Source organism: Methylobacterium sp. 1030 (genome assembly GCF_040544715.1).
In the GTDB taxonomy this organism is placed as follows: domain Bacteria; phylum Pseudomonadota; class Alphaproteobacteria; order Rhizobiales; family Beijerinckiaceae; genus Methylobacterium.
This window is the reverse complement of record NZ_JBEPKM010000014.1, coordinates 39,394-59,817: the sequence shown is the minus strand read 5'-3', so window position 1 is coordinate 59,817 and position 20,424 is coordinate 39,394. Positions and strand designations below refer to the sequence as shown.

Annotated in this window: 20 protein-coding genes; 5 read left to right on the top strand and 15 right to left on the bottom strand. The window is 74.0% G+C overall.

Annotation, left to right across the window (positions count from 1 at the left end; genetic code table 11):
* Window positions 1-68: 68 nt before the first annotated feature.
* A complete protein-coding gene (locus ABIC30_RS20605; protein ID WP_020095394.1) occupies window positions 69-926 on the top strand; it encodes a S49 family peptidase in 858 nt (285 codons plus the stop codon).
* Window positions 927-930: 4 nt separating this feature from the next.
* Here ABIC30_RS20605 and ABIC30_RS20600 read toward each other — a convergent pair whose 3' ends face one another.
* Both ABIC30_RS20600 and ABIC30_RS20595 read right to left on the bottom strand, forming a co-directional pair.
* Window positions 931-2,649, bottom strand: a complete 1,719-nt coding sequence (locus ABIC30_RS20600) for a methyl-accepting chemotaxis protein (protein ID WP_020095395.1) — start codon at window positions 2,647-2,649, stop codon at window positions 931-933.
* A 97-nt stretch (window positions 2,650-2,746) separates the two neighbouring features.
* The gene (locus tag ABIC30_RS20595; protein ID WP_326491901.1) at window positions 2,747-3,772 is read right to left on the bottom strand and encodes an NAD(P)-dependent oxidoreductase; all 1,026 of its coding nucleotides are present in this window, start codon (window positions 3,770-3,772) and stop codon (window positions 2,747-2,749) included.
* Here ABIC30_RS20595 and ABIC30_RS20590 point away from each other — a divergent pair.
* Together ABIC30_RS20590 and ABIC30_RS20585 are read left to right on the top strand one after the other, a co-directional pair.
* Entirely contained in the window at window positions 3,725-4,747 is a 1,023-nt protein-coding gene (locus tag ABIC30_RS20590; protein WP_020095397.1) for a P1 family peptidase, read from the top strand. The genes ABIC30_RS20595 and ABIC30_RS20590 overlap by 48 nt on opposite strands.
* Before the next feature lie 122 nt (window positions 4,748-4,869).
* The gene (locus tag ABIC30_RS20585; protein ID WP_100252347.1) at window positions 4,870-5,136 is read left to right on the top strand and encodes a GCG_CRPN prefix-to-repeats domain-containing protein; all 267 of its coding nucleotides are present in this window, start codon (window positions 4,870-4,872) and stop codon (window positions 5,134-5,136) included.
* Window positions 5,137-5,202: 66 nt separating this feature from the next.
* Here the strand turns inward: ABIC30_RS20585 and ABIC30_RS20580 are convergent, their stop codons facing one another.
* From ABIC30_RS20580 to ABIC30_RS20535, 10 genes are all read right to left on the bottom strand, one after another.
* On the bottom strand, window positions 5,203-5,817 hold the full coding sequence (locus ABIC30_RS20580) for an NIPSNAP family protein (RefSeq protein ID WP_020095399.1): 615 nt from the start codon (window positions 5,815-5,817) through the stop codon (window positions 5,203-5,205).
* 106 nt (window positions 5,818-5,923) lie between these two features.
* Window positions 5,924-6,205 (bottom strand): hypothetical protein, encoded by a 282-nt coding sequence (locus tag ABIC30_RS20575; RefSeq protein WP_020095400.1) that lies wholly within the window; start codon window positions 6,203-6,205, stop codon window positions 5,924-5,926.
* Window positions 6,202-8,592 carry a hybrid sensor histidine kinase/response regulator gene (locus ABIC30_RS20570; RefSeq protein WP_020095401.1) on the bottom strand — a complete coding sequence of 797 codons (2,391 nt, stop codon included), beginning with the start codon at window positions 8,590-8,592 and terminating at the stop codon, window positions 6,202-6,204. Before ABIC30_RS20570 ends, ABIC30_RS20575 begins: the two co-directional genes overlap by 4 nt.
* Before the next feature lie 52 nt (window positions 8,593-8,644).
* Window positions 8,645-9,541, bottom strand: coding sequence for an EamA family transporter RarD (rarD, locus tag ABIC30_RS20565; RefSeq protein ID WP_020095402.1), 897 nt, complete (start codon window positions 9,539-9,541; stop codon window positions 8,645-8,647).
* A gap of 146 nt (window positions 9,542-9,687) precedes the next feature.
* On the bottom strand, window positions 9,688-10,290 hold the full coding sequence (locus tag ABIC30_RS20560) for a pyridoxamine 5'-phosphate oxidase family protein (RefSeq protein ID WP_020095403.1): 603 nt from the start codon (window positions 10,288-10,290) through the stop codon (window positions 9,688-9,690).
* Entirely contained in the window at window positions 10,287-10,619 is a 333-nt protein-coding gene (locus ABIC30_RS20555) for a lipid-A-disaccharide synthase N-terminal domain-containing protein (protein ID WP_020095404.1), read from the bottom strand. Before ABIC30_RS20555 ends, ABIC30_RS20560 begins: the two co-directional genes overlap by 4 nt.
* Entirely contained in the window at window positions 10,613-11,404 is a 792-nt protein-coding gene (locus tag ABIC30_RS20550; protein WP_020095405.1) for a glycosyltransferase, read from the bottom strand. The genes ABIC30_RS20555 and ABIC30_RS20550 overlap by 7 nt, the downstream gene beginning before the upstream one ends.
* A complete protein-coding gene (locus tag ABIC30_RS20545) occupies window positions 11,401-13,122 on the bottom strand; it encodes an ArnT family glycosyltransferase (RefSeq protein WP_354456034.1) in 1,722 nt (573 codons plus the stop codon). The genes ABIC30_RS20550 and ABIC30_RS20545 overlap by 4 nt, the downstream gene beginning before the upstream one ends.
* Window positions 13,123-13,287: 165 nt before the next feature.
* Window positions 13,288-14,478 carry a cystathionine beta-lyase gene (metC, locus tag ABIC30_RS20540; protein ID WP_020095407.1) on the bottom strand — a complete coding sequence of 397 codons (1,191 nt, stop codon included), beginning with the start codon at window positions 14,476-14,478 and terminating at the stop codon, window positions 13,288-13,290.
* Window positions 14,479-14,585: 107 nt separating this feature from the next.
* Window positions 14,586-14,759 carry a ribosome modulation factor gene (locus ABIC30_RS20535; RefSeq protein WP_020095408.1) on the bottom strand — a complete coding sequence of 58 codons (174 nt, stop codon included), beginning with the start codon at window positions 14,757-14,759 and terminating at the stop codon, window positions 14,586-14,588.
* Window positions 14,760-14,847: 88 nt separating this feature from the next.
* On the opposite strand from ABIC30_RS20535, the gene ABIC30_RS20530 reads away from it, so the two are divergent.
* Window positions 14,848-15,117 carry a hypothetical protein gene (locus tag ABIC30_RS20530; protein WP_020095409.1) on the top strand — a complete coding sequence of 90 codons (270 nt, stop codon included), beginning with the start codon at window positions 14,848-14,850 and terminating at the stop codon, window positions 15,115-15,117.
* Window positions 15,118-15,217: 100 nt separating this feature from the next.
* On the opposite strand, the gene ntrC is transcribed toward ABIC30_RS20530, so the two are convergent.
* Genes ntrC through dusB form a run of 3 tightly spaced genes read right to left on the bottom strand, consistent with a single transcriptional unit; the run spans window position 15,218 to window position 18,906 of the window.
* Entirely contained in the window at window positions 15,218-16,684 is a 1,467-nt protein-coding gene (gene ntrC / locus ABIC30_RS20525) for a nitrogen regulation protein NR(I) (protein WP_012319142.1), read from the bottom strand.
* Window positions 16,685-16,732: 48 nt separating this feature from the next.
* Window positions 16,733-17,875, bottom strand: coding sequence for a two-component system sensor histidine kinase NtrB (locus tag ABIC30_RS20520; RefSeq protein WP_020095410.1), 1,143 nt, complete (start codon window positions 17,873-17,875; stop codon window positions 16,733-16,735).
* Window positions 17,872-18,906 (bottom strand): tRNA dihydrouridine synthase DusB, encoded by a 1,035-nt coding sequence (dusB, locus tag ABIC30_RS20515; RefSeq protein ID WP_026605285.1) that lies wholly within the window; start codon window positions 18,904-18,906, stop codon window positions 17,872-17,874. The genes ABIC30_RS20520 and dusB overlap by 4 nt, the downstream gene beginning before the upstream one ends.
* Window positions 18,907-19,077: 171 nt before the next feature.
* Between dusB and ABIC30_RS20510 the strand changes: the two genes are divergently transcribed.
* On the top strand, window positions 19,078-20,409 hold the full coding sequence (locus tag ABIC30_RS20510) for a bifunctional 2-C-methyl-D-erythritol 4-phosphate cytidylyltransferase/2-C-methyl-D-erythritol 2,4-cyclodiphosphate synthase (protein WP_331327297.1): 1,332 nt from the start codon (window positions 19,078-19,080) through the stop codon (window positions 20,407-20,409).
* Window positions 20,410-20,424: the final 15 nt, after the last annotated feature.

The following is a 20,424-nucleotide window of genomic DNA, read 5'->3' as shown; positions in this document are numbered from 1 at the left end:
CAGTTTCCGGAGCAGGCGCTTCCGGGCCGTCTCCCGCCCGGCTTCCCGACGAGCCGCGTAAGACTCCCATGGCGTTCGCGTTCCCCGACACATTCCGCGCCCTCCTCCCGCGCCGCTTCCGGGACCGACGCCCGCGGGTCGCGGTGGTCCGGCTGTCGGGCACGATCGGGGCGGTCTCGCCGCTCCGGCCGGGGCTCTCGATCGGGGGCGTCGCGGGCAGCCTGGAGCGCGCCTTCGGGATGCCGGGGGTGAAGGCGGTGGCGCTGGTGATCAACTCGCCCGGCGGCTCGCCGGCGCAGTCGCACCTGATCCACCGCCGCATCCGGGCGCTGGCCGAGGAGAAGGGCGTGCCGGTGATCGCCTTCGTGGAGGATGTCGCGGCCTCCGGCGGCTACATGATCGCCTGCGCGGCCGACGAGATCGTCGCCGATCCGACCTCGATCATCGGCTCGATCGGCGTGGTCTCGGCCGGGTTCGGCTTCCACGGCCTCCTGGAGAAGCTCGGTGTCGAGCGCCGGGTGCACACGCAGGGCGAGGCGAAGTCGATGCTCGACCCGTTCCGCCCGGAGGATCCCGCCGACGTGGAGCGCCTGAAGCGCATCCAGGCCGACGTGCAGGACCTGTTCACCGGCCTCGTCACGGCCCGGCGCCCGGGCCTGTCGACGTCCGAGAACCTGTTCACCGGCGCGGTCTGGACCGGGCGGCAGGCGCTGCCCCTCGGCCTCGTCGACGCCCTGGGCGACGTGCGCACCGCGATGCGCGCGCGCTTCGGCGAGAAGGTCGACCTGCGCCTCGTCGCCGAGGCGCGCGGCGGCCTGCTCTCCCGCATCCTGCGCCGGGGCGGCGCGCCGGGCGGGATCGACCTGGCCGAGGGGGCGATGGCCGCGTTCGCGGAGCGCGCGGCCTTCGCCCGCTACGGGCTCTGAGGGCTCAGGCCGCGACCTGACCGAGGAAGCGCTCGATCTCGCCCTCGAGGTCGGCCGCGACCGCGTCGACGGTCTGAGCCGCCTCGGTGACCGTGGCGGCCATGCGGGCCGAGCGCCGCGCGGCGCCGGCGACCGTGGTCAGGCCGCCCGCGATGGCCTCGGTGGCGCCGGCCGTGTCGGCGACGTTGCGGGAGATCTCGGCGGTGGCCGCGCCCTGGGCCGAGACCGCCGACGCGATCCCGCCCGTGGTGGCGCTGACCGCCCGCATCCGCTCGCCCATCCGGCCGATGGCCGCCACGGCCGCCGTCGTCGAGGCCTGCACGCCGGCGATCTGGCTGCCGATCTCCTCGGTCGCCCGCGCGGTCTGCGACGCCAGCGCCTTCACCTCCGCGGCCACCACGGCGAAGCCCTTGCCGGCGGCGCCCGCCCGGGCGGACTCGATCGTGGCGTTGAGCGCCAGCAGGTTGGTCTGCTCGGCGATCTGGCGGATCAGCCCGACCACCGCGCCGATGCGCCCCGCGGCCTCGGCGAGCTCGCCGATCTCGGCGTTCATGGCGTCCGACTCCGCGGCGGCCGTGGCCACCAGGGCCTCGGCCTGGTCGAGCTGGGTCCCGATCTCCGCGATGGAGGCGGAGAGCTCCTCGGCGGCGCTCGCGACGGTCTGGACGCTGGCGGAGGTCTCGTGCGAGCCGCGCTCGGTCTCGGCGACGGCGGCCTCCGCCTCGGCGGAGCTGGCCGCCATCTCGCCGGCCCGGGCGCGCATCGCGCCGGTGCTGGCGGTCAGCGCGTCCTTCAAGCGGACGATCTGGCCCCGGAACGCCTCGATGGCGCGGTCGAGCGCGGCCCGCCGCCGCGTCTCGTCGGCCGCGCCCGCGCTCTGCAGGCTCTCGAGTTCCCGGGTCCGCAGGCCGGAGACGCGCAGCACTTCGAGGGCGCGCGCCACCGTGCCGATCTCGTCGCCGCGCGCCGCGTGGGGGATCGCCGAGTCCAGGTCGCCGGCCGCGAGGGCCTCGATCCGCGCGGCGATCGTCGCGAAGGGCCGGAACAGTCGCGCCGCCGCCAGCCCCACGAGGGCGCAGGCCAGCACCGCGATGATCAGGGCGGCGACGCTGAGGCTCGTCATCGTCTGGGCGTGGGCGTCGAAGTACATCTCGATCGGCAGGCCGACGAACAGGATGCCGTTCACCTTGCCGGCGGCGTCGACCGTCGGCTGGTACACCGTGTGGTAGCGCCGCCCGAACAGGGTCGCCGGCCCCTCGTAGGTTCGCCCGGCGCGGATCGCGGCCTGGGCCGGGCTGTCGGCGGCGAGCGCCGTGCCGACCGCGCGGGTCCCGTCCTCCCGGCGCACGGTGGTCTGGCGCCGTACGAAGCTGTCGGAGGCGGGCTCGTAGCTGAACACCGTCGCCAGGCCGCCCGAGTAGGCGACGGCGTCGTCCACGACGCGGGCATCGGCGAAGCCCGACAGGCTCGGCGTCGACACCCGGGCGACGCGCGCGCCGTCGAGATCCGCCGCCGCGCCCTCGACCCGCGCCGCCAGGACGAGCGCCAGAGTTCTCAGGTTGCGCTCGCCGTTGGTGCGCTGGCGCACCTCCATCTGCGACCAAGTTTGTCGCGAGACCGTAATCCAGATGGCGCCGGCGGTGAGTGTCACGGCGAGCATCGCCAGCAGGATGACTTTCGTCGACAGAGTCATCCTGCGCAGCGAATAGGAATGTGTGCGCATCTATTGGTATCCGTGCCTATAGCCGGCCGGACACTCTGTCGTGAGGTTGAAATGACGGGTTAAGGTTCGCCAGAAAGGCGAGCCATTGCCGCAGATTTCAACCCTGCCCTGCGCGCCGGGCGGAGACGCGGGCGAGCGCCGCCAGATCCTTCTCGCCGTCGCCGTGGCTGATCGCCTCGATGAGACCGTCCCGCAGCACGCTGGCGAAGGGCATCGGCACCCCGGCGCCCTCGGCCGCCTGCAGGGCGAGCCGCACGTCCTTGGCCCCGAGCCTGAGGATGAAGCCCGGCGGCTCGTAGCGGTTCTGTGCGATCGAGGCGCCGTAGCCCTTGTAGACCGGCGAGGCGAACAGCGTGTTGGTCATCAGGTCGAGGAACTCGGCGCCCGGGACGCCGTGGCCCTCCGTCAGGGCGCAGGCCTCGGCCATGGCCTCGATCGCCGAGATCAGCATGAAGTTGCCGGCGAGCTTGACGGCGTTCGCCCGCGTCGGGTCGTCGCCGAAGCGCCAGGTCCTGGCGCCCATCGCGTCGAGGAGTGGGCCGGCGCGGTCGATGAGGGCTCCCTCTCCCGCCGCAACGATGTTGAGCTTCCCGGCCTCCGCCACGTCCGGCCGCCCGAAGACCGGGGCCGAGACGTAGGGGACGCCGGCCCGCGCGTGGACGGCGGCGAGCTGCTTCGCCAGGGCCACCGAGACCGTGCTCATCCCGATATGCAGGCCGGGGCGCTCCGGCCGGTCGAGGAGGCCGCCGGCCACGATCACGGCCTCGAGTGCCGCGTCGTCGGCCAGCATGGTGATCACGGCGTCCCCGGCGAACGCCTCGGCGGCGCTCGCCACGGGGGTGACGCCGTCGATGCCGCGCGCGGCCTCCGGCGAGCGGTTCCAGGCGCGCACCGTGTGGCCGGCCCGGGCGAGATTGGCCGCCATGGCGCGACCCATCCGCCCCATCCCGATGAATCCGACGTCCATGCCGTGCTCCTCGACGCGCTGTGCCGTCTGCCAACTGGGAAATCCCGGCCGGCGGTCAACGGCCCCGGCCGGATTTGCGGCGCTCGCACGGCGTGGCAAGCTCGATCCATGCTGCAGAATCGCATCACCGACATTCCCGGCCTGCGGGTCGGCCACGCCACCGACCTGCGGCTCGCCAGCGGCGTCACCGCGATCGTGTTCGATGAGCCGGCCATCGCCGCGGTCGACGTGCGCGGCGGCGGGCCGGGCACCCGCGAGACCGACCTGCTCGACCCCGAGCGCACCGTGGAGCGGGTCGACGCCTTCGTGCTCTCCGGGGGCTCGGCCTTCGGCCTCGACGCGGGGGCGGGCGTGGCGGCGTGGCTCGCCGAAGCCGGGCGCGGCTTCCCGGTCGGCGCCATGCGGGTGCCGATCGTCCCCGGGGCGGTCCTGTTCGATCTCCCCAACGGCGGGGACAAGGCCTGGGGCCGCTATCCGCCCTATCGCGAGCTGGGCTTCGAGGCCGCCGCGGCCGCGGCGGAGGATTTCGCCCTGGGCTCGGTCGGGGCCGGGACGGGCGCGCGCACCGGGCGACTGAAGGGCGGGATCGGATCCGCCTCGGCGCAGGTGCCGGGAACGGGCTTCCGCGTCGGGGCGCTCGCGGCCGTGAACGCCTTCGGCAACGCGACGATCGGCGCCGGGCCGCATTTCTGGGCGGCGCCCTTCGAAGAGGGCGACGAGTTCGGTGGTCTCGGCGCGCCGGTCCGGGTGCCGCCGGAGGCACTCGCCTTCCCGGCCCGGGCGCTGCCGGGCGCCGCCACGACGCTGGCCGTGGTGGCGACCGACGCGGCGCTGACCAAGGCGCAGTGCCGGCGCCTCGCGGTAGCCGCGCAGGACGGCCTCGCCCGCGCGCTCGTGCCGGCGCACACGCCCCTCGACGGCGACCTAGTCTTCGCCGCGGCGACCGGCGCCGTGCCCCTCGCCGAACCGGTGGTCGACCTCGCCCGCCTCGGCGACGTCGCCGCGCGCGTCCTGGCCCGGGCGGTGGCCCGCGGCGTGTTCTCGGCGACGAGCCTGCCCGGACACGCGCCGTCATTGCCCCTGGCCGGTACAGGGCTTCCACCGGCCTGGCGCGACCTGTTCGGCGCCTGATCGGCGGCCCCGCCCGCGCGCGGAACGATGCCGCAGGCCCGGGGTTACTGGCCGCGGCCGGAGGCCGCGACGCGGCCCGGATCGCACCGGGCCGCGCCCTGTGCTTAGCGGGAGAGAATCTCATGAGAATGACCGGCCTGATCGTCGCCGCGTCCGTCGCCCTGTTCGCCGGCGGAGCCCAGGCGATGCCCGTGGCACCGCTGACCGGCGGCGACGCCGCCGTCACCCTCGTCCGCGGCGGCTGCGGGTTCGGCGCCCATCGCGGGGCCTACGGCGGCTGCCGCCTGAATCGCGGCCCGCGCGGTGCGATCCGCCGCGCCGTCACCGGCGCTCCCCGCGGCTGCCCGCCCGGCCTCTATCGCGGCCCGCGGGGCGTCTGCCGCCGCTGAGTGACGGCGCTGGCGCCGCCCCCTGGGGTGGCGCCAGCGCGGGTTGCGGCTCTCGAGGGATGGCGGTCAGCGCAGGGGCGAGCGCCCCTGGGGGAGCGCGATCGTCGCGGTCGCCTCGGCGATCTGGTCCGGGCCGCCCTTCGGCGGCCAGATTCCCGCCTCGTAGGCGCGGGACCGCAGCGCGGCCCGCTCCTCGAGGCTCGGGAAACCCCAGATGTGCGTGATGCGCGGCGCGCCGTCGAGGGCGTACATGTTGACGACGAGGTGCTGCGTGTAGGCGCGTGCCGGCTCGATCGCGGCCTCCCAGGCCGCGAGGGTCGGCGGCAGGCCCCCCGGCTTCTGGCGATAGGTCCGGATCTCGTACACCCCGCCCCGGTCGCCCGTCCGGATCGGCGGCAGGAAGGGGAACGGGGCGTAGCTGTCCATCTCCAGCGCGGTGATCACGTGCCCGGCGTTGAACGGGTTGGCGCTGAGCAGGGCGCGCCGGCGCTCGGCGGTCATGTCCTCGGGCGCCGCGAAGCCGCGCAGCACGATCAGGCGCCCCAGCGTCCCGATCTCGGTGCGCCAGCAGCCGACCAGCTCGCCCTTGGCGTCGGGATCGTCCAGCCAGGCCTCGACGCCGGCCGAGACCTGACCCACCGCGAGCAGCGGGCACGAGAGGGTCGCGAGTTCGTACAGCATGGGCGCCTCGGCGACGTCGTCCCGTCGACGTCACGCCGTCAAAGCGGGAGATCGTCTTTCGTTGCCATCGGGACGCGCGGACCAGCTCCGCGCCGCCGGCCGAGCCTCACAGCTCGGCGCGGGCATCCTCCAGCAGCTGCGCCAGCCCGCTGTCGACCTCCTCGGCGAGCATCGTCCGCTCGGCGTCGGTGAGGTCCTTGGCCCAGGCGCCGCTGCCGAACCCGTCCGTGCAGCGCGCCCGCTCCGAGGCGATGTAGGCCTCGGTCTCGACCGGCCGGGTCTTCATCGCGTGGACGAAGCCGAACCACGCCGCCCGCTCCACCACCGCGAGCCGCGCCCGCAGCCGGATGGCCACCGCCTTCTCCGGATCGATCCCGTCCGCGCTCATCGTGGTTCTCCCGCGTCCTTCTCGGCCAGCCGATCCAGCAATCCCTGGAGCTGCCCCGGCACCGGCTCGGTCGCCGAACGCGCGTAGAGGACGCGCAGTTGCCGGCCGATCTCCGCGAGGCTCATGGAGCCCTTGGCGATCACCCGGTCGGCCTGCCGGTTCAGGCTCTCCTTCTCGGCCGCCGTGACCTCCTTGGCGGTGAGCACCACCACGGGCACGTCGCCGTCGGGCCGTGACCGCAGCGCCCGCAGGAAGCCGAACCCGTCCATCTCGGGCATCATCAGGTCGAGCAGGATCAGGCTCGGCCGCGCCTGGCTGACCCGCTCCAGGGCGATCCGGCCGTTCTCCGCCTCGTCGACGGTCCAGCCCTCGCGGCCGAGCGAGCGGCGCAGGCGCTCCCGGGCATCCGCGTCGTCGTCGACTACGAGGACCCGCGCCTCGTTCGGCGCCGCGGGCCGGTAGCGCTCCATCAGGCCCTTGAGCCGGTCCCAGTCGATCGGCTTGACGAAGTAGTCGGTGGCGCCGAGCGCCTGGCCGAGCCCCTGCTCGGCCACCACCGAGGTCATGATCACCGGCGTCCCGGCGAGGTCGGGGTCGTTGCGGACCGCGTGCAGGACCGCCCAGCCGTCCATGCGCGGCATCTCGACGTCGAGCAGGATCGCCCGCGGCTTCAGGGCCCTGGCGAGCGTCAGGCCGGCGCGGCCGTCGTTGGCGCTGCGGACGTGGAAGCCCTCGCGCTCCAAAAAGCGCTGGAGCAGCTCGCGGGCGGCCGGGTCGTCGTCGACCAGCAGCACCGTCTCGTGCTCCTCGTGCGGCTCCACCGGCGTGTGCGCCTCGGCCTCGGTCGGCGGCGCGTCCTCCGGGCGCAGGGTCGCGGGCAGGCGGATCGTGAAGATCGCGCCCGCGCCCGGGGTGCTGGCGACGCCGATATCGCCGCCCATCGTCCGGCAGAACGCGCGGGTGATGGCGAGCCCGAGGCCCGTCCCCCCGAACTGCCGGGTGGTCGAATCGTCGGCCTGGACGAAGCGCTCGAACAGGCGGTCGATCTGGGCCTCGGTCAGGCCGATGCCGGTGTCGGCGACCGCGAAGGACAGCCAGTCGGCCCCAGCCTCGCGGTGCCGCCGCACCGTCAGGGTGATCGTCCCCCGCTCGGTGAACTTCGCGGCGTTGCCGATCAGGTTCAGCAGGCACTGGCGGATCTTGGTCTGGTCCTGGTGCATGGAGCCCAGGCCGGCCTCGCCCGCCGCGCCGGCGTCGAGGACGAAGCGGTTGCCCTTCTTCTCGACCAGGGAGCCGGTGGAGTCGGTGACGTCCCGGAGCAGGTCGGCCACCGTGAAGGTCTCGGCCGAGGCGGTCATGCGGCCGGCCTCGATCTTCGAGATGTCGAGGACGTCGTTGATCAGCGACAGCAGGTGACGGGCGGCCGCCTCGATCTTGCGCAGGTCCGGCAGCAGGGCGGCCTGGCCGATATCCTCCAGCTCCTCGCCGAGCATCTCGGAGTAGCCGATCACCGCCGAGAGCGGGGTGCGCAGCTCGTGGCTCATGTTGGCGATGAACTGGCTCTTGGCCCGGTTGGCCGCCTCGGCGGCCTGTCGGGCGCGCTCCACCGCCTCCTCGGCCTCCTTGCGCTCGGTGACGTCGACGCAGGTACCGACCCATTCCCGCAGGGAGCCGTCCTCGGCGAGAACCGGCACGCCGCGCACCTCCATGGCGCGCCAAGCCCCGTCGTGCCGGCGCAGCCTGTACTCGACCTCGTAGGTCGCGCGCGCCTCCACGCAGGCGGCCCAGGCATCGGCCGCGTGACCCCGGTCGTCGGGATGGACGGCGTCCAGCCAGCCCCAGCCCTGGTAGGCCTCCTCGGTCTGGCCGGTATAGGTGCTCCACCGGACCTGCGGCGGCATCAGCTCGCCCGCCGCATCCGTGTTCCAGATCACAGCCGCCGAGGCGTCCACCAGCGCCCGGAAGCGCTGCTCGGAATGGCGCAGGCGCTCCTCGACCGCGCGGCGGACGGTGATGTCGGTGTTGGTCCCGTACCAGCGCAGGATCCGCCCGGATTCGTCCCGGTAGGGCAGCGCCTTCGACAGGAACCAGCGGTAGCTTCCGTCGCGGCCGCGCAGCGGGAACGTGTCTTCCCAGGACCGGCCCAGCGTGATCGCGGCGCGGTAGCGCTCGGTCACCGACGCGACGTGGTCCGGGTGGTGGACCGTGCGCCAGCCCCAGCCCCGCATCTCGTCGAGGGAGGTGCCCGTGTAGTCGTACCAGCGCTGATTGTACCAGACGATGGTGCCGTCGGCCTCGGCGATCCAGGCGAGCTGCGGCAGCGTCTCGGCGAGGTTGCGGTAATCGGCATCCGTGACGGACCCTGGGCCGCTCTCAGTCTCGCTCATCGACCCGACGCTGTCCCGTCACCCGCCCCGCGGCGGCTTGAACCAGTATTCCTTATACACGCATCGCGTCCGGATCCGACCGCGGGGCCGCGGGGGCCGGCGGCCGGCGAAACCGCAGGGCGTCGATCGTGTAGAGCGCGAGCGCCACCCAGATCAGCGCGAGCATCAGCGCCCGATGCGGCTCGACGCGCTCGCCGTAGACGAGGACGCTCAGAACGAGCAGGCAGGTCGGCGCCACGTACTGCAGGAGGCCCAGGGTCGTGAGCCGCAGGCGCACCGCCGCGGCGGCGAACCAGATCAGCGGCAGCGCGGTGGTCAGCCCCGTGAGCATCAGCAGGGCACGGTCCCCCGGCGCGGCCGGCAGGAACGGCTCGGGCGACAGGACGAGCCAGACGATCGCCGCCGGCAGCAGCAGCAGGGTCTCGGCCAGGAACCCGACCAGCGCGTCGACGCCGACGATCTTCCGGGCGAGCCCGTAGAGGGCGAAGCTCACCGCCAGCGACAGTGACATCAGCGGCAGTTCCCCGGCCCACACCACCGCGACGGCGACGCCCGTCGCGGCGATACCGATCGCGACGGCCTGCGCCGGCCGCAGGCGCTCGCCCAGCACCACCCGGCCAAACGCCACGCTCACGAGGGGATTGATGTAGTAGCCGAGGCTCGCGTCGAGCAGGTGCCCGCCGCTGACGGCGTAGAGGTAGAGCAGCCAGTTCACGCCGATCATCGCCGCCGAGAGCACCAGCAGCGCGTGGCGCTTCCGGAGCGGCAGCGGCAGGTTGAGGCGGTGGCGGGCCGCGAGGATCAGCGCCAGCGCGCCGGCGAACACGCTCGACCAGACGATCCGCTCCGACAGGATGTGGTACGGCGTGTAGGCCCCGAGCATCCGGAAATGCACCGGGACCACGAGGCCCCAGCTCAGATAGGCGGCGAGCGCGTAGACGAGGCCCACGGAGTCCTCCCGGTCGACCCGGATGGGCGGCCGGGTCCGCGGGCTTTAGCCCGGACGGCCCGATCGCGACAGGCCGGGCGGTGCAGGGCTGCCATCTGGACCGGCGAGCCGACCCCGGGCGGCCCGGCTCGCGGACGGCGCTCCGGCTACGGCGCGATCCAGCCACCGGACCACCCGCCGGCCAGCCGATGCCAGGCGGCCCGGCGGTGTCCGCGGCGGTCGAGATAGAGGAAATCCAGCCGCTCGGCCCGAACCAGAACGGCGGCGAAGTGCGGCCGGCCGAGCGTCGCGGCCGCGGTCTCGTCCGGCAGGCTGTAGGCGTCCCCCGCCGGAAGCGACGTGCCGGGGCCGGGCTCGGCCCCGTAGCAGACCCGGCTCATCGCCCGGGACCCGGTCCAGGCCGCCTCGGCCAGAGCGTCGTCGGTGTGCAGCGCGGCGCGGCCCTCGACGCGGATCTGGATCTTCGCGGCCGCGTCGTAGGCGGCGAGGGCGCAGGCGGGGGCGGCCAGGATCTCGGCGGCCTTGTCGGAGCGGCGGTCGCAGTGGAACCGGAGCGTTCCCTCTCCCGGGTCGGCGGCGCGCAGGACCACGGTGCGCAGCCGCGGCCCGCCATCGGCCCCGAGCGTCGCCAGGGTCGGCAGGTGGACGCCGCCACGGCCATGGGCGGCCCCGTCCGCCAGCAGCCGCCAGAGTTCCGCGAAGGTGGCGTCGAGGTCGTCGTAGAAGGCGGGCAGCGGCGTCCGTGTCATGCGGCGCCCCGCTTCCTCCGCCGCTCGCGGAAGATCAGCGCGAGGTTGCGCAGGTAGATGCCGGTGGAGAGGCTCTGGCCGATGATGATCACCGGCTCGCGGCGCACGAACCCGTAGACCAGCGTCATCATCCCGCCGAGGATCGACAGGAACCAGAACGACAGCGGCATCACGCTCCGCCCGGCCCGCTCGCTCGCGATCCACTGCAGGATGAAGCGCGATCCGAACACCACCTGGGCGACGATTCCGAACACCAGCCAGAAGTCGAGCCGGGTGACGAACACGTCGTAGAAATAGGCCGGCAGATCGTGGGCGAGCTGGATCAGCATCCGACGTCCTGGTCCGCGGGTTGGCCGGCCGGCGGCTCCGCCGGCGCGCCGGCCGGGCCGGCGATCTCCTCGGGCCGCGGGTCCGCGCGCTTGCGCCGGATCAGCCACCAGACGCCGGCGAGGTCGAGGAGCCCGACCCAGAGGCGGTCGAACAGGCCGTAATTGGACACCCCCGTCAGCCGCGGCCGGTCGACCACGTCGCGGTGGACGACGGAGAAGCCCTCGCGGGCGACCAGGGCCGGCATGAACCGGTGCAGGGCGTCGAAATACGGCAGCCTGAGATACACGGCGCGGCGGAAGACCTTCAGGCCGCAGCCGGTGTCGCGGGTGGAATCGTTGAGGATCCGGCCGCGCACGCCGTTGGCGATCCGGGACTGGAGCATCTTGAAGCGGCCGTCCTTGCGGCCGCGCCGCTGGCCCTGGGCGAGACCGGCCCCCGGTCCCGCCGCCTCAAGGGCCTCGAGCAGCGCGGGGATGAAGGCCGGATCGTTCTGGCCGTCGCCGTCGAGGGTCGCGACGATCCCGCCGCGGGCCGCCAGGACGCCGCTGCGCACCGCCGCCGACTGGCCGCCGCTCCGCGCGTGGCGCAGCACCCGCAGCCAGGGGCGCCCCGCCCGGGCCGCCGCCAGGGCCGCCGGCGTGCCGTCGGTGGAGCCGTCATCCACGTAGATCAGCTCGAAGGCGAGGCCCGCGCAGGCGGCCTCGATCTCGGCCACCAGGGGCGCGATGTTGCCGGCCTCGTTCTTGACCGGAACGACGACGCTGAGATGGGGGGATCCGCTCACGGCGCCACCGCGTAGGCCGTCACGAAGACCCGGCGGCCGGTGTTGAGGTTGAAGCCCTCGACCTCCGCCAGGGGCGCGGGCGCGCCGCGTCCCACCGGCCAGGCCGCGTTGAAATCGTCGCGGTCCCGGGACTCCACGAAGAGCAGGCGGCAGCCGCCGCCCTCGAGGAAGGACCGGGCGGCGGCCCCGTCGGGCGGCAGGGCGAGGCCGGTGCCGACGAGGAAGACGAGGCTCGGCTCGCGGTAGCCGAGGCTCGCCACGAGCGGGTTCGGGCAGGGCATCCGCTCGCGCAGGGCCGCGAGCCGCGGCGAGACCTTCAGGGCCGGCAGCGAGCGCTGCGCCAAGCCGAGCACCGCGGGCCCGAGCAGGGCGGAGGCCAGCACGCCGAGGACGAGCGCGCGCTCGGCCGACCCGTGCGCGAAGGCGAGCCAGGCCAGGAATGCGACCGCGCAGGCAGCGGCGAGCAGCGGGAGGGCCGGCCACGGGATCGTGTGGGCGTCCAGGCGCCAGCCGGCGAGGCAGAGGCCGAGGGTCAGGGCGACCGGGATCGCCGGCAGCAGCAGGGCCGTCAGGCGGGCGCCCCGCAGGCGCGGGTCCAGCGCACCCCGGTTCAGCGCCAGCACGGTCAGGATCGCGAGCCAGGGCATCAGCGGCAGCACGTAGTGGGGCAGCTTGGTCGGCACCGCCTCGAAGATCAGCCAGGCCGGCAGCACCGCGGCGATCAGGAAGATCACGGCGGGCTCCCGCCGCGCCCGCCACGCGAAGGGCAGGCTCATGGCGGCGAAGGCCGCCCCGGGCCAGAAGGTCGCGAAGAACACGAGCGCGTAGGCCCCGGGCGGTCCCCAGTGCCGCTCGGCCACCCCGCCGACCTTGCCGAGCATGTCGTGCCCGACCGCCTCGGCGTAGAACGCGCCGCCGCTCTTCCAGGCGATCGCCGCGAACCAGGGCGCCACCAGCAGGAGCGTCAGGGCGAGGCCCGGCCACGGCCGCAGGGGCAGCAGCCAGCGGCCGGACCGCGCGACGAGCGACAGGCCGAGCGCCGGCAGCGCGACGAAGAGCGGCACCATCGGCCCCTTCACCAGGATCCCGACCGCCATGCCGAGCCAGAACGCCGCGAAGGTCGGCCCCGAGACCGGCCTGCCGTCCCGCGGCGCCAGCCACGCGCGGGCGAGCGCGGCGAGGCTCGCGGTGGCGCAGGCGGCGAGCAGCGCGTCGGTCTTAGCGAGGTGGGCCTCGGCCGAGAGCATCAGGCAGGCGCCGTAGAGGGCGGCGGCGAGCAGCGCCGACCGTCGGGGCAGGAAGGCGAGCGCCCCCCAGTAGGCGAGCAGGACCGAGGCGACGGCGCCGATCAGCGACGGGATGCGGTACAGGGCGATCTGGGTGCGGGCGCCGGGCACGCCCAGCGCCTCGCCGGCCGCCACGGCGGCGGCCTGCGCCCAGTAGATCCCCACCGGCTTCTTGTGCCGCGCCTCGCCCTGGAAGCGGATATCCACGAGGTCGCCGCTCTCCAGCATCTGCTTCGAGGCCTGGGCGAAGCGGGGCTCGTCGCGGTCCATCGGCTGCAGCGAGATCTGGCCCGGCAGGAACAGGAGCAGGCACAGCGCCAGCAGGGCGGCGGCGGCCCTGGCATGGGTGAGGCTCAGCGCGTCGAGCCCGCGGCCGATCCGGTCGACGGGGGCAAGGCGCGGCGCGCCGCCGGCGGAGAGGCTCGTGGTCATGCCGGGCCGGTCAATCAGGAACGCGGCGCGAGGTCAAATACGGTGGTGCCGTCGCCGGTCGCGACGGCGCGCACGCACATCACGATGCGCGGATGTGGCGCCGCTCCCGCCGCGCGTCCCGGCCCTGAGGTTCGCCGGTCCCCGCCCGTCGGGGACGGGACCGCCCTACGACGCCGCCCGGAGGCGCGCGAAGCCGGCGTCGAGGTCGGCCTTGAGGTCGGCGGTGTCCTCGAGGCCGATGTGGAAGCGGAGCGCCGGTCCGCCGGGCGCCCACCGGGTCGCGGTCCGGTAGCCCGCGCAGTCGAAGGGGATCACGAGGCTCTCGAAGCCGCCCCAGGAGAAGCCCATCCCGAAGAGCTGCAGCCCGTCGAGCATGGCCGCCACCGCCGCCTCGGGCACCGGCTTGAGGATCACCCCGAACAGACCGGAGGCGCCCGCGAAGTCGCGCTTCCAGATCGCGTGGCCCGGATCCTCCGGCAGGCCGGGATGGAGCACCCGCAGCACCTCGGGGCGCGCCTGGAACCACCGGGCCATCTCAAGGCCGGCGCGGCCGTGCTCGCGCAGCCGCAGGTTCATCGTCCGCAGGCCGCGCAGCGCCAGGAAGATGTCCTCGGCGCCGGCGCACATGGCGAAATGGTCGAAGGTGCGGCGCACGGCCGGGTAGTAGCGCGCGTTGGCGGAGGTCAGGCCGATCAGCAGGTCCGAGCCGCCGCTCAGGTACTTGGTGCCGGCCTCCACGGCGATGTCGACCCCGCGCGCGTGCGGCGGGAACAGCAGCGGCGTCGCCCAGGTGTTGTCCATGATCACGCAGGCATCGTGGGCGTGCGCCACCTCGGCGATGGCCGGGATGTCCTGCATCTCGAAGCTCTGAGATCCGGGCGCCTCGACCAGCACGGCCCGGGTGTTCGGGCGCATCAGTTCCGCGATGCCGGCGCCGATGACCGGGTCGTAGTAGGTGATCTCGACGCCGTAGCGCGCCAGCACGCCGTCGCAGAACTGGCGGGTCGGCCGGTAGGCGGAATCGGTGACGAGGAGGTGGTCGCCCGCCGACACCGCGGCCATCAGCGCCACGGTGAGCGCCGCGAGGCCCGAGGGCGTCACGACGGTGCCGGCGGCGCCGGCGAGTTCCGTCCAGGCCCCCGTCAGCGCGTCCATGGTGGGCGTCGCCGAGGTGCCGTAATTGTAGCGCCCGCGCCGGTTCTTGATCGCGTCGTAGGTCGGGTAGAGGACCGTGGAGCCGCGGTAGATCGGCGTGTTCACGAAGCCGTGCTGCTCGCCCGGGTCGCGGCCCGCGTGGACGAGGCGCGTCGCGGGCGCGAAGGTCTGCGTGGCGTCGGGCGAGGGCTTCAGGGACATCGAGGCTCGGAGATCGCGTTGCGGTGCACCGCACGAAGCGCGCCGCGCCCGGCGAGGTCAAGCCGGACGCGCGGGCTCGCAGTGCCGGGCCGCCGCGTTTTCCGCCGTCACGGCTTCTCGGGCGGATCCGAGACCGCGGCCTCCTCGTAGGCCTCCATCCACGCGGCGCGCTCCTGGGAGCCCTCCGGATAGGGGCATTCGCTCACGGGCTTCCCGTAGAGGCGCGCGTTGCGGCCCTGGATGAACGGGCTGTCGCTCGCGGTGGCCTGGACGTTGGTCAATATCGCCTCCCGAAGACTTGGAGTGGGGCTTCGTTAACGGCCGCGCCGTAAATCTGTTGCCGTCTCAAGTCGCGTCCCGGGTGGTCGCTTGCGTATCCTGCGTTCCCTCCTCGGCGCCGTCCTCGTCCTCGTCTCGACGGCGACCGTCGCCCTCGTCAGCGCCGACCGGCTCGCCCATCTGGCGCCGGCGCCGGTGGTCCGTGCCGCCCAGGCCGAGCCGTCGGCGACGGGGTCGATCCCGCTTACGGCGAAGGCCGCACCGGCGCCGAAGCCGGCCGTGCCCAGCATCCCCAACGGGTTCGACACGGAGCGGCTGCACGCGCTGATGCGCGGCGACCCGATCCTGCCGGGCCGCTGAGAGCGGGCCGGAGCGCGCTCATCCCACCCTCCGCGTGATCCCGGGGCGCGCCGCGCGCACCTCGGGACCTGGGATGTGTTGGGATCGGCCGGGGATCGCCCTACCGCGCCGTCCGGAAGACCTGCAGGTCGAGGTCGCGGACCTTCTTGCGCAGGGTGTTGCGGTTGACGCCGAGCAGCTCCGCGGCCCGAATCTGGTTGCCGCGGGTGGCGGCGAGCGCCGCGCCGATCAGCGGGCCTTCGATCTCCCGCAGGATCCGGTGATACAGCCCGGGGGGCGGCAGCGTGTCGCGATAGCCGGAGAAGTAGTCCGAGAGGTGGCGCTCCACCGCGCTGGACAGGGTCTCCGACTCGCCGTTGGCCTTGCGGGCGGCGCCGTTGGCGGCCGGCGCCGCGGGTGTCGCCAGCGGCAGCGTGTCGAGCTCGGCCTCGATCACCGGGCCGGTGATCGTCTCCTGCGGGTAGAGGGCGGCGAGCCGCCGGACGAGGTTCTCGAGCTCGCGGACGTTGCCGGGCCAGCGGTAGCGCTTCAGCCGCTCCATGGCGTCGCCGTCCAGGGTCTTCCGGGTCAGGCCCTCGCGCTCGACCAGCACGAAGAAGTGGCGGACGAGGTCCGGCACGTCCTCGGAGCGCTCGCGCAGGGCCGGCAGCCGCAGCGGCACGACGTTGAGGCGGAAGAACAGGTCCTCGCGGAAGATGCCCTGCTGGATCGAGACCCGCAGGTCCTTGTTGGTGGCCGCGATGATCCGGACGTTGGTGCGGATCGGGACGCGCCCGCCCACCGTCGTGTACTCGCCCTGCTGGAGCACGCGCAGCAGCCGGGTCTGCGCCTCCATGGGCATGTCGCCGATCTCGTCGAGGAACAGCGTGCCGCCCTCGGCCTGCTCGAACCGGCCGGCGGAGCGCTGGAGCGCGCCCGTGAACGCGCCCTTCTCGTGGCCGAACAGCTCGGACTCGATCAGGTCGCGCGGGATCGCCGCCATGTTGACCGGCACGAACGGGCCGGTGCGGCGGCGGCCGTAATCGTGCAGCGCGCGGGCGACCAGCTCCTTGCCGGTGCCCGACTCGCCGGTGATCATCACGGTGAGGTCGGTCGGCATCAGCCGGGCGAGCGCCCGGTAGATCTCCTGCATGGCCGGCGAGCGGCCGACCAGCGGGATGTCCTCGTTCTCGGGGGGCGCCCCGGCCGGCGCCGCGCCGCGGGGGCGCGAGAGCGCCCGGCCGACGATGGCGATCAGCTCCTTCAGGTCGAAGGGCTTGGGCAGGTACTCGTAGGCGCCGCGCTCCGAGGCGCGGATCGCCGTCATGAAGGTGTTCTGCGCGCTCATCACGATGATCGGCAGTTCCGGCCGCACCCGCTTGATGCGCGGCAGCAGGTCGAACACGTTCTCGTCGGGCATGACCACGTCGGTGATGACGAGGTCGCCCTCCCCCTGCGCGACCCAGCGCCAGAGGGTGGCGCAGTTGCCCGTCGAGCGGACCTCGTAGCCCGCCCGGGACAGCGCTTGGTTCAGCACGGTGCGGATGGCGGCGTCGTCGTCGGCGACGATGATGTGGCCGTTCGGCATGACTCTCTACTCAGACCTCCGACGGGGGGCCGGATTCGGGGATCGACATCACGGATCGACCGCCGATTCGCGCCCGTCCCGGGCACTCGACATCGGCAGAAGGATGCGGAACGCCGTGCGGCGCGGGGCGGGATCGCACTCGACGATCCCGCCGTGATCGCCGACGATCTTGGCCACCAAAGCAAGACCCAGGCCGGAACCCTGCGCCTTGGTGGTGACGAACGGGTCGAACAGGTCGGGCAGCAGGTCGGCCGAGATGCCCGGGCCGTTGTCGCGCACCGCCACCTCGATCGGCAGGCTGACCCGCTCGCGGGAGCCCGGAACCTGCAGGCGCAGGCCGGTGCGGAAGGCGGTCGACAGGGTGATCTCGCCCTCGACCGCGTCCGGGCCGATCGCCTCGGCGGCGTTCTTCACGAGGTTCAGGATCACCTGGATCAGCTGGTCGCGGTTGCCGAGCACCGGCGGCAGCGACGGGTCGTAGGTCTCGATGAACCGGATGTGCCGGGCGAAGCCCGACTGCGCCGAGCGCTTCACCTGGTCGAGCACCCCGTGGACGTTGACGGCGCCGCGATCCGAGGGGCGCTCGTCGCCGAACAGCTCCATGCGCTCGACGATGCGGACGATCCGGTCCGACTCGTCGCAGATCAGGCGGGTGAGCAGCCGGTCCTCCTCGGCGCCGGTGCTCTCGAGGAGCTGCGCCGCGCCGCGGATGCCGGCGAGCGGGTTCTTGATCTCGTGGGCCAGCATCGCGCCGAGCGCCACCATCGAGCGCGCCGCGCCGCGATGGGTGAGCTGGCGGTTCATCTTGTCGGCGATGGTGCGCTCCTGGAGCATCATCACCACGGCCTCGCCGTCGTCGCCGAGCGGCGTCGCGAACACGTCGACGCTGCGCTCCAGGCCGAGGCGCGGCTGGGTCAGCTCGACCCGGTACTCGCTGACGCTGGCGCGGCGGCGGCGGACCTCGGCCACGAGCGCGATGATCGGCGAGGCGAACGGGATGATGTCGCGCAGGCGCCGGCGCTGCATCAGGCGCGCCGAGTAGTCGAAGAACGCCTCCGCGGCGTGGTTGCAGTGGAGAATCTGCTCGTCGGCGCCGATGGTCAGGACCGGCAGCGGCAGCGCGTTCAGGACGGCCTCGGCGGCCGTGTCGCGCCGGGTGCCGGGTTCGCGCGGGAGGGGCTCGTCGCTCACGCGGCCTCCTGCACGGGGTTCGCCGCACCCGCGAAGGCCCGGGCCAGCAGGTTGAGCGCGATCTCCGGGTCGGTGGTGGTGAGGAGGGTCGCGCGTTCCGCGGGACCCAGCGCGCCGCCGGTCTCGGCATAGGCGGCGAGGTGCTTGCGGGCGTGGCGCACGCCCATGTCGCGGCCGTAGAGCGACAGCAGCCCCGCGTAATGCTCGGCGGCCAGGACGGCCTGCGCGGCCCGGGACGGTTCCGCGGCCGGCCGGCCCGCGAGCGCCGCGGCGACTTGGCCGACCAGCCAGGGGCGGCCGGTCGCCGCACGGCCGATCATGACGCCCGCGGCGCCGGAGGCGTCCAGGCAGGCGCGGGCGCTGGCGAGGTCGGTCACGTCGCCGTTGGCGATCACCGGGATCGACACCGCCGCGACGACGGCCCCGATCGCCGACCAGTCGGCGCTGCCTTTGTAGAATTGCTGCCGGGTGCGCCCGTGGACCGTCACGGCGTTCAGGCCCAGCCGCTCGGCCCGGGCGGCGAGATCCACGGCGTTGCGGCTCGCGTCGTCCCAGCCGAGGCGCATCTTCACCGTCACCGGGACCGACACCGCGCCCCGGACCGCGGCGAGCAGGCGCTCGGCGTGGTCGAGGTCGCGCATCAGGGCCGAGCCCGAGGCGATCCCCGTCACGATCTTGGCCGGGCAGCCCATGTTCACGTCGATCACGTCGGCGCCCCCGGCCTCCGCGATCCGGGCGGCCTCCGCCATCGGGCCCGCCTCGCAGCCCGCGAGCTGGACCACGTGCAGGTCGACCCCGGAGCCCTCGGCGCGCATCGCGGCCTCGCCGGACCCGCGCGCGAGTTCCCGGGCCGCCACCATCTCGGAGACGACCGCGTCGGCGCCGCAGCGGCGGGCGATGCGGCGCATGTGCAGGTCGGTGACGCCCGAGAGCGGCGCGAGCAGGCAGAGCGGGGCGGGATCGGTCCCGTTTGCCCCCTCCGCGGTCGCTCCCGCACGGCGCAGCGCGCTCAAATATTGGTCAGTCGTCATTCTGCACAACAATGAGGCAAAGCCGGTCCGCTGGCAAGCGGGACCGCGCGTTGATTTCGGGCCCTCCCCCGCTTAAACGACGGGCACCCTCCGCGGCAGGGTCACGGCGGCACGCCTGGCCCGCGCGCTGGCCGCCATTCCGCCCCTCAGGACGTCACGAGCTCGTTGCCCATGCCCGCCACCGGCACGCCAGCCACCGGACCCGCCAGCGCGGGAGCCGGCGTCGCCGCGGTGGTGGTGGCGGCCGGACGCGGCATCCGCATCGGCGGCGGCACCCCCAAGCAGTACCGCCGCGTCGGCGGCCAAGCGGTCCTCACCCGCACCCTGGCGGCGCTCGCGGCGGACGACTCGATCGCGCGGATTCAGCCTGTGATCGCCGCCGACGCGGCGGAGTTCTTCCGCGACTGCCTGGAGGAACTCGCGCCCGCGATCCGCGCCAAGGTCGCGCCGCCGGTCGAGGGCGGCGCGACGCGCCAGCTCTCCGTGCGCGCCGGTCTCGAGGCCCTGGCCACCGGCGACGCGCCCGAGATCGTGCTCGTCCACGATGCCGCCCGCCCCTACGTGGATTCCGCTTTGATCGCCCGGGCGATCGCGGCCGGCCGCGACCACGGGGCGGCCGTTCCCGGCGTGCCGGTCACCGACACGGTCAAGCGCGTCGTCGACATCGCTCCCGGCATCGGCCGGGTGCACGAGACCCCGCCGCGGGAGCACCTGCGCGCGGTCCAGACACCCCAGGCCTTCGTGTTCGGCCCGCTGCTCGGCGCCCACCGGGACGCCGTCGCGCAGGGCCTCGACGGTTTCACCGACGACGGCGCCCTCGCCGAATGGGCCGGCCTGCCGGTGGTGGTGTTCGCGGGCGACGTCGCCAACCGCAAGATCACCCAGCCCGCCGACCTGATCGAGGCGGACCGCGCCTTCGCGACCGAGACCACCGCATTGCCAGCGCCGGGAGCCCGCGCCATGACCACCTACGTGACCCGCCTCGGCACCGGCTTCGACGTGCACGCCTTCACCACCGGCGACCATGTCTGGCTGGGCGGGGTGAAGATCCCCGCCGACCGCGGCGTGCTCGCCCACTCGGACGGCGACGTCGCGCTGCACGCCCTGACCGACGCCCTGCTCGGGGCCATCGCGGACGGCGATATCGGCACCCACTTCCCGCCCTCCGACGAGCGCTGGCGCGGGGCTTCCTCGGACCAGTTCCTGGCCCATGCCTGCGACCTCGTCCGTGCCCGCGGCGGCCGCATCGACCACCTCGACATCACCGTGCTCGCCGAGGCCCCCCGCATCGGCAAGTACCGCGAGGAGATCCGCGCGCGCATCGCCGCCATCGCGGGCGTCCCGCTCTCGGCGGTCTCCATCAAGGCGACGACCACCGAGAAGCTCGGCTTCGTCGGCCGGGCGGAGGGGCTCGCCGCCCAGGCGGCCGCGACGGTCCGGCTGCCCGAGGAGGACGGCCCCGCCCTCGACGCGCAGGCCGAGACCGCGATGCGGCAGGGCTGAGCGGCCAGAGGTCGG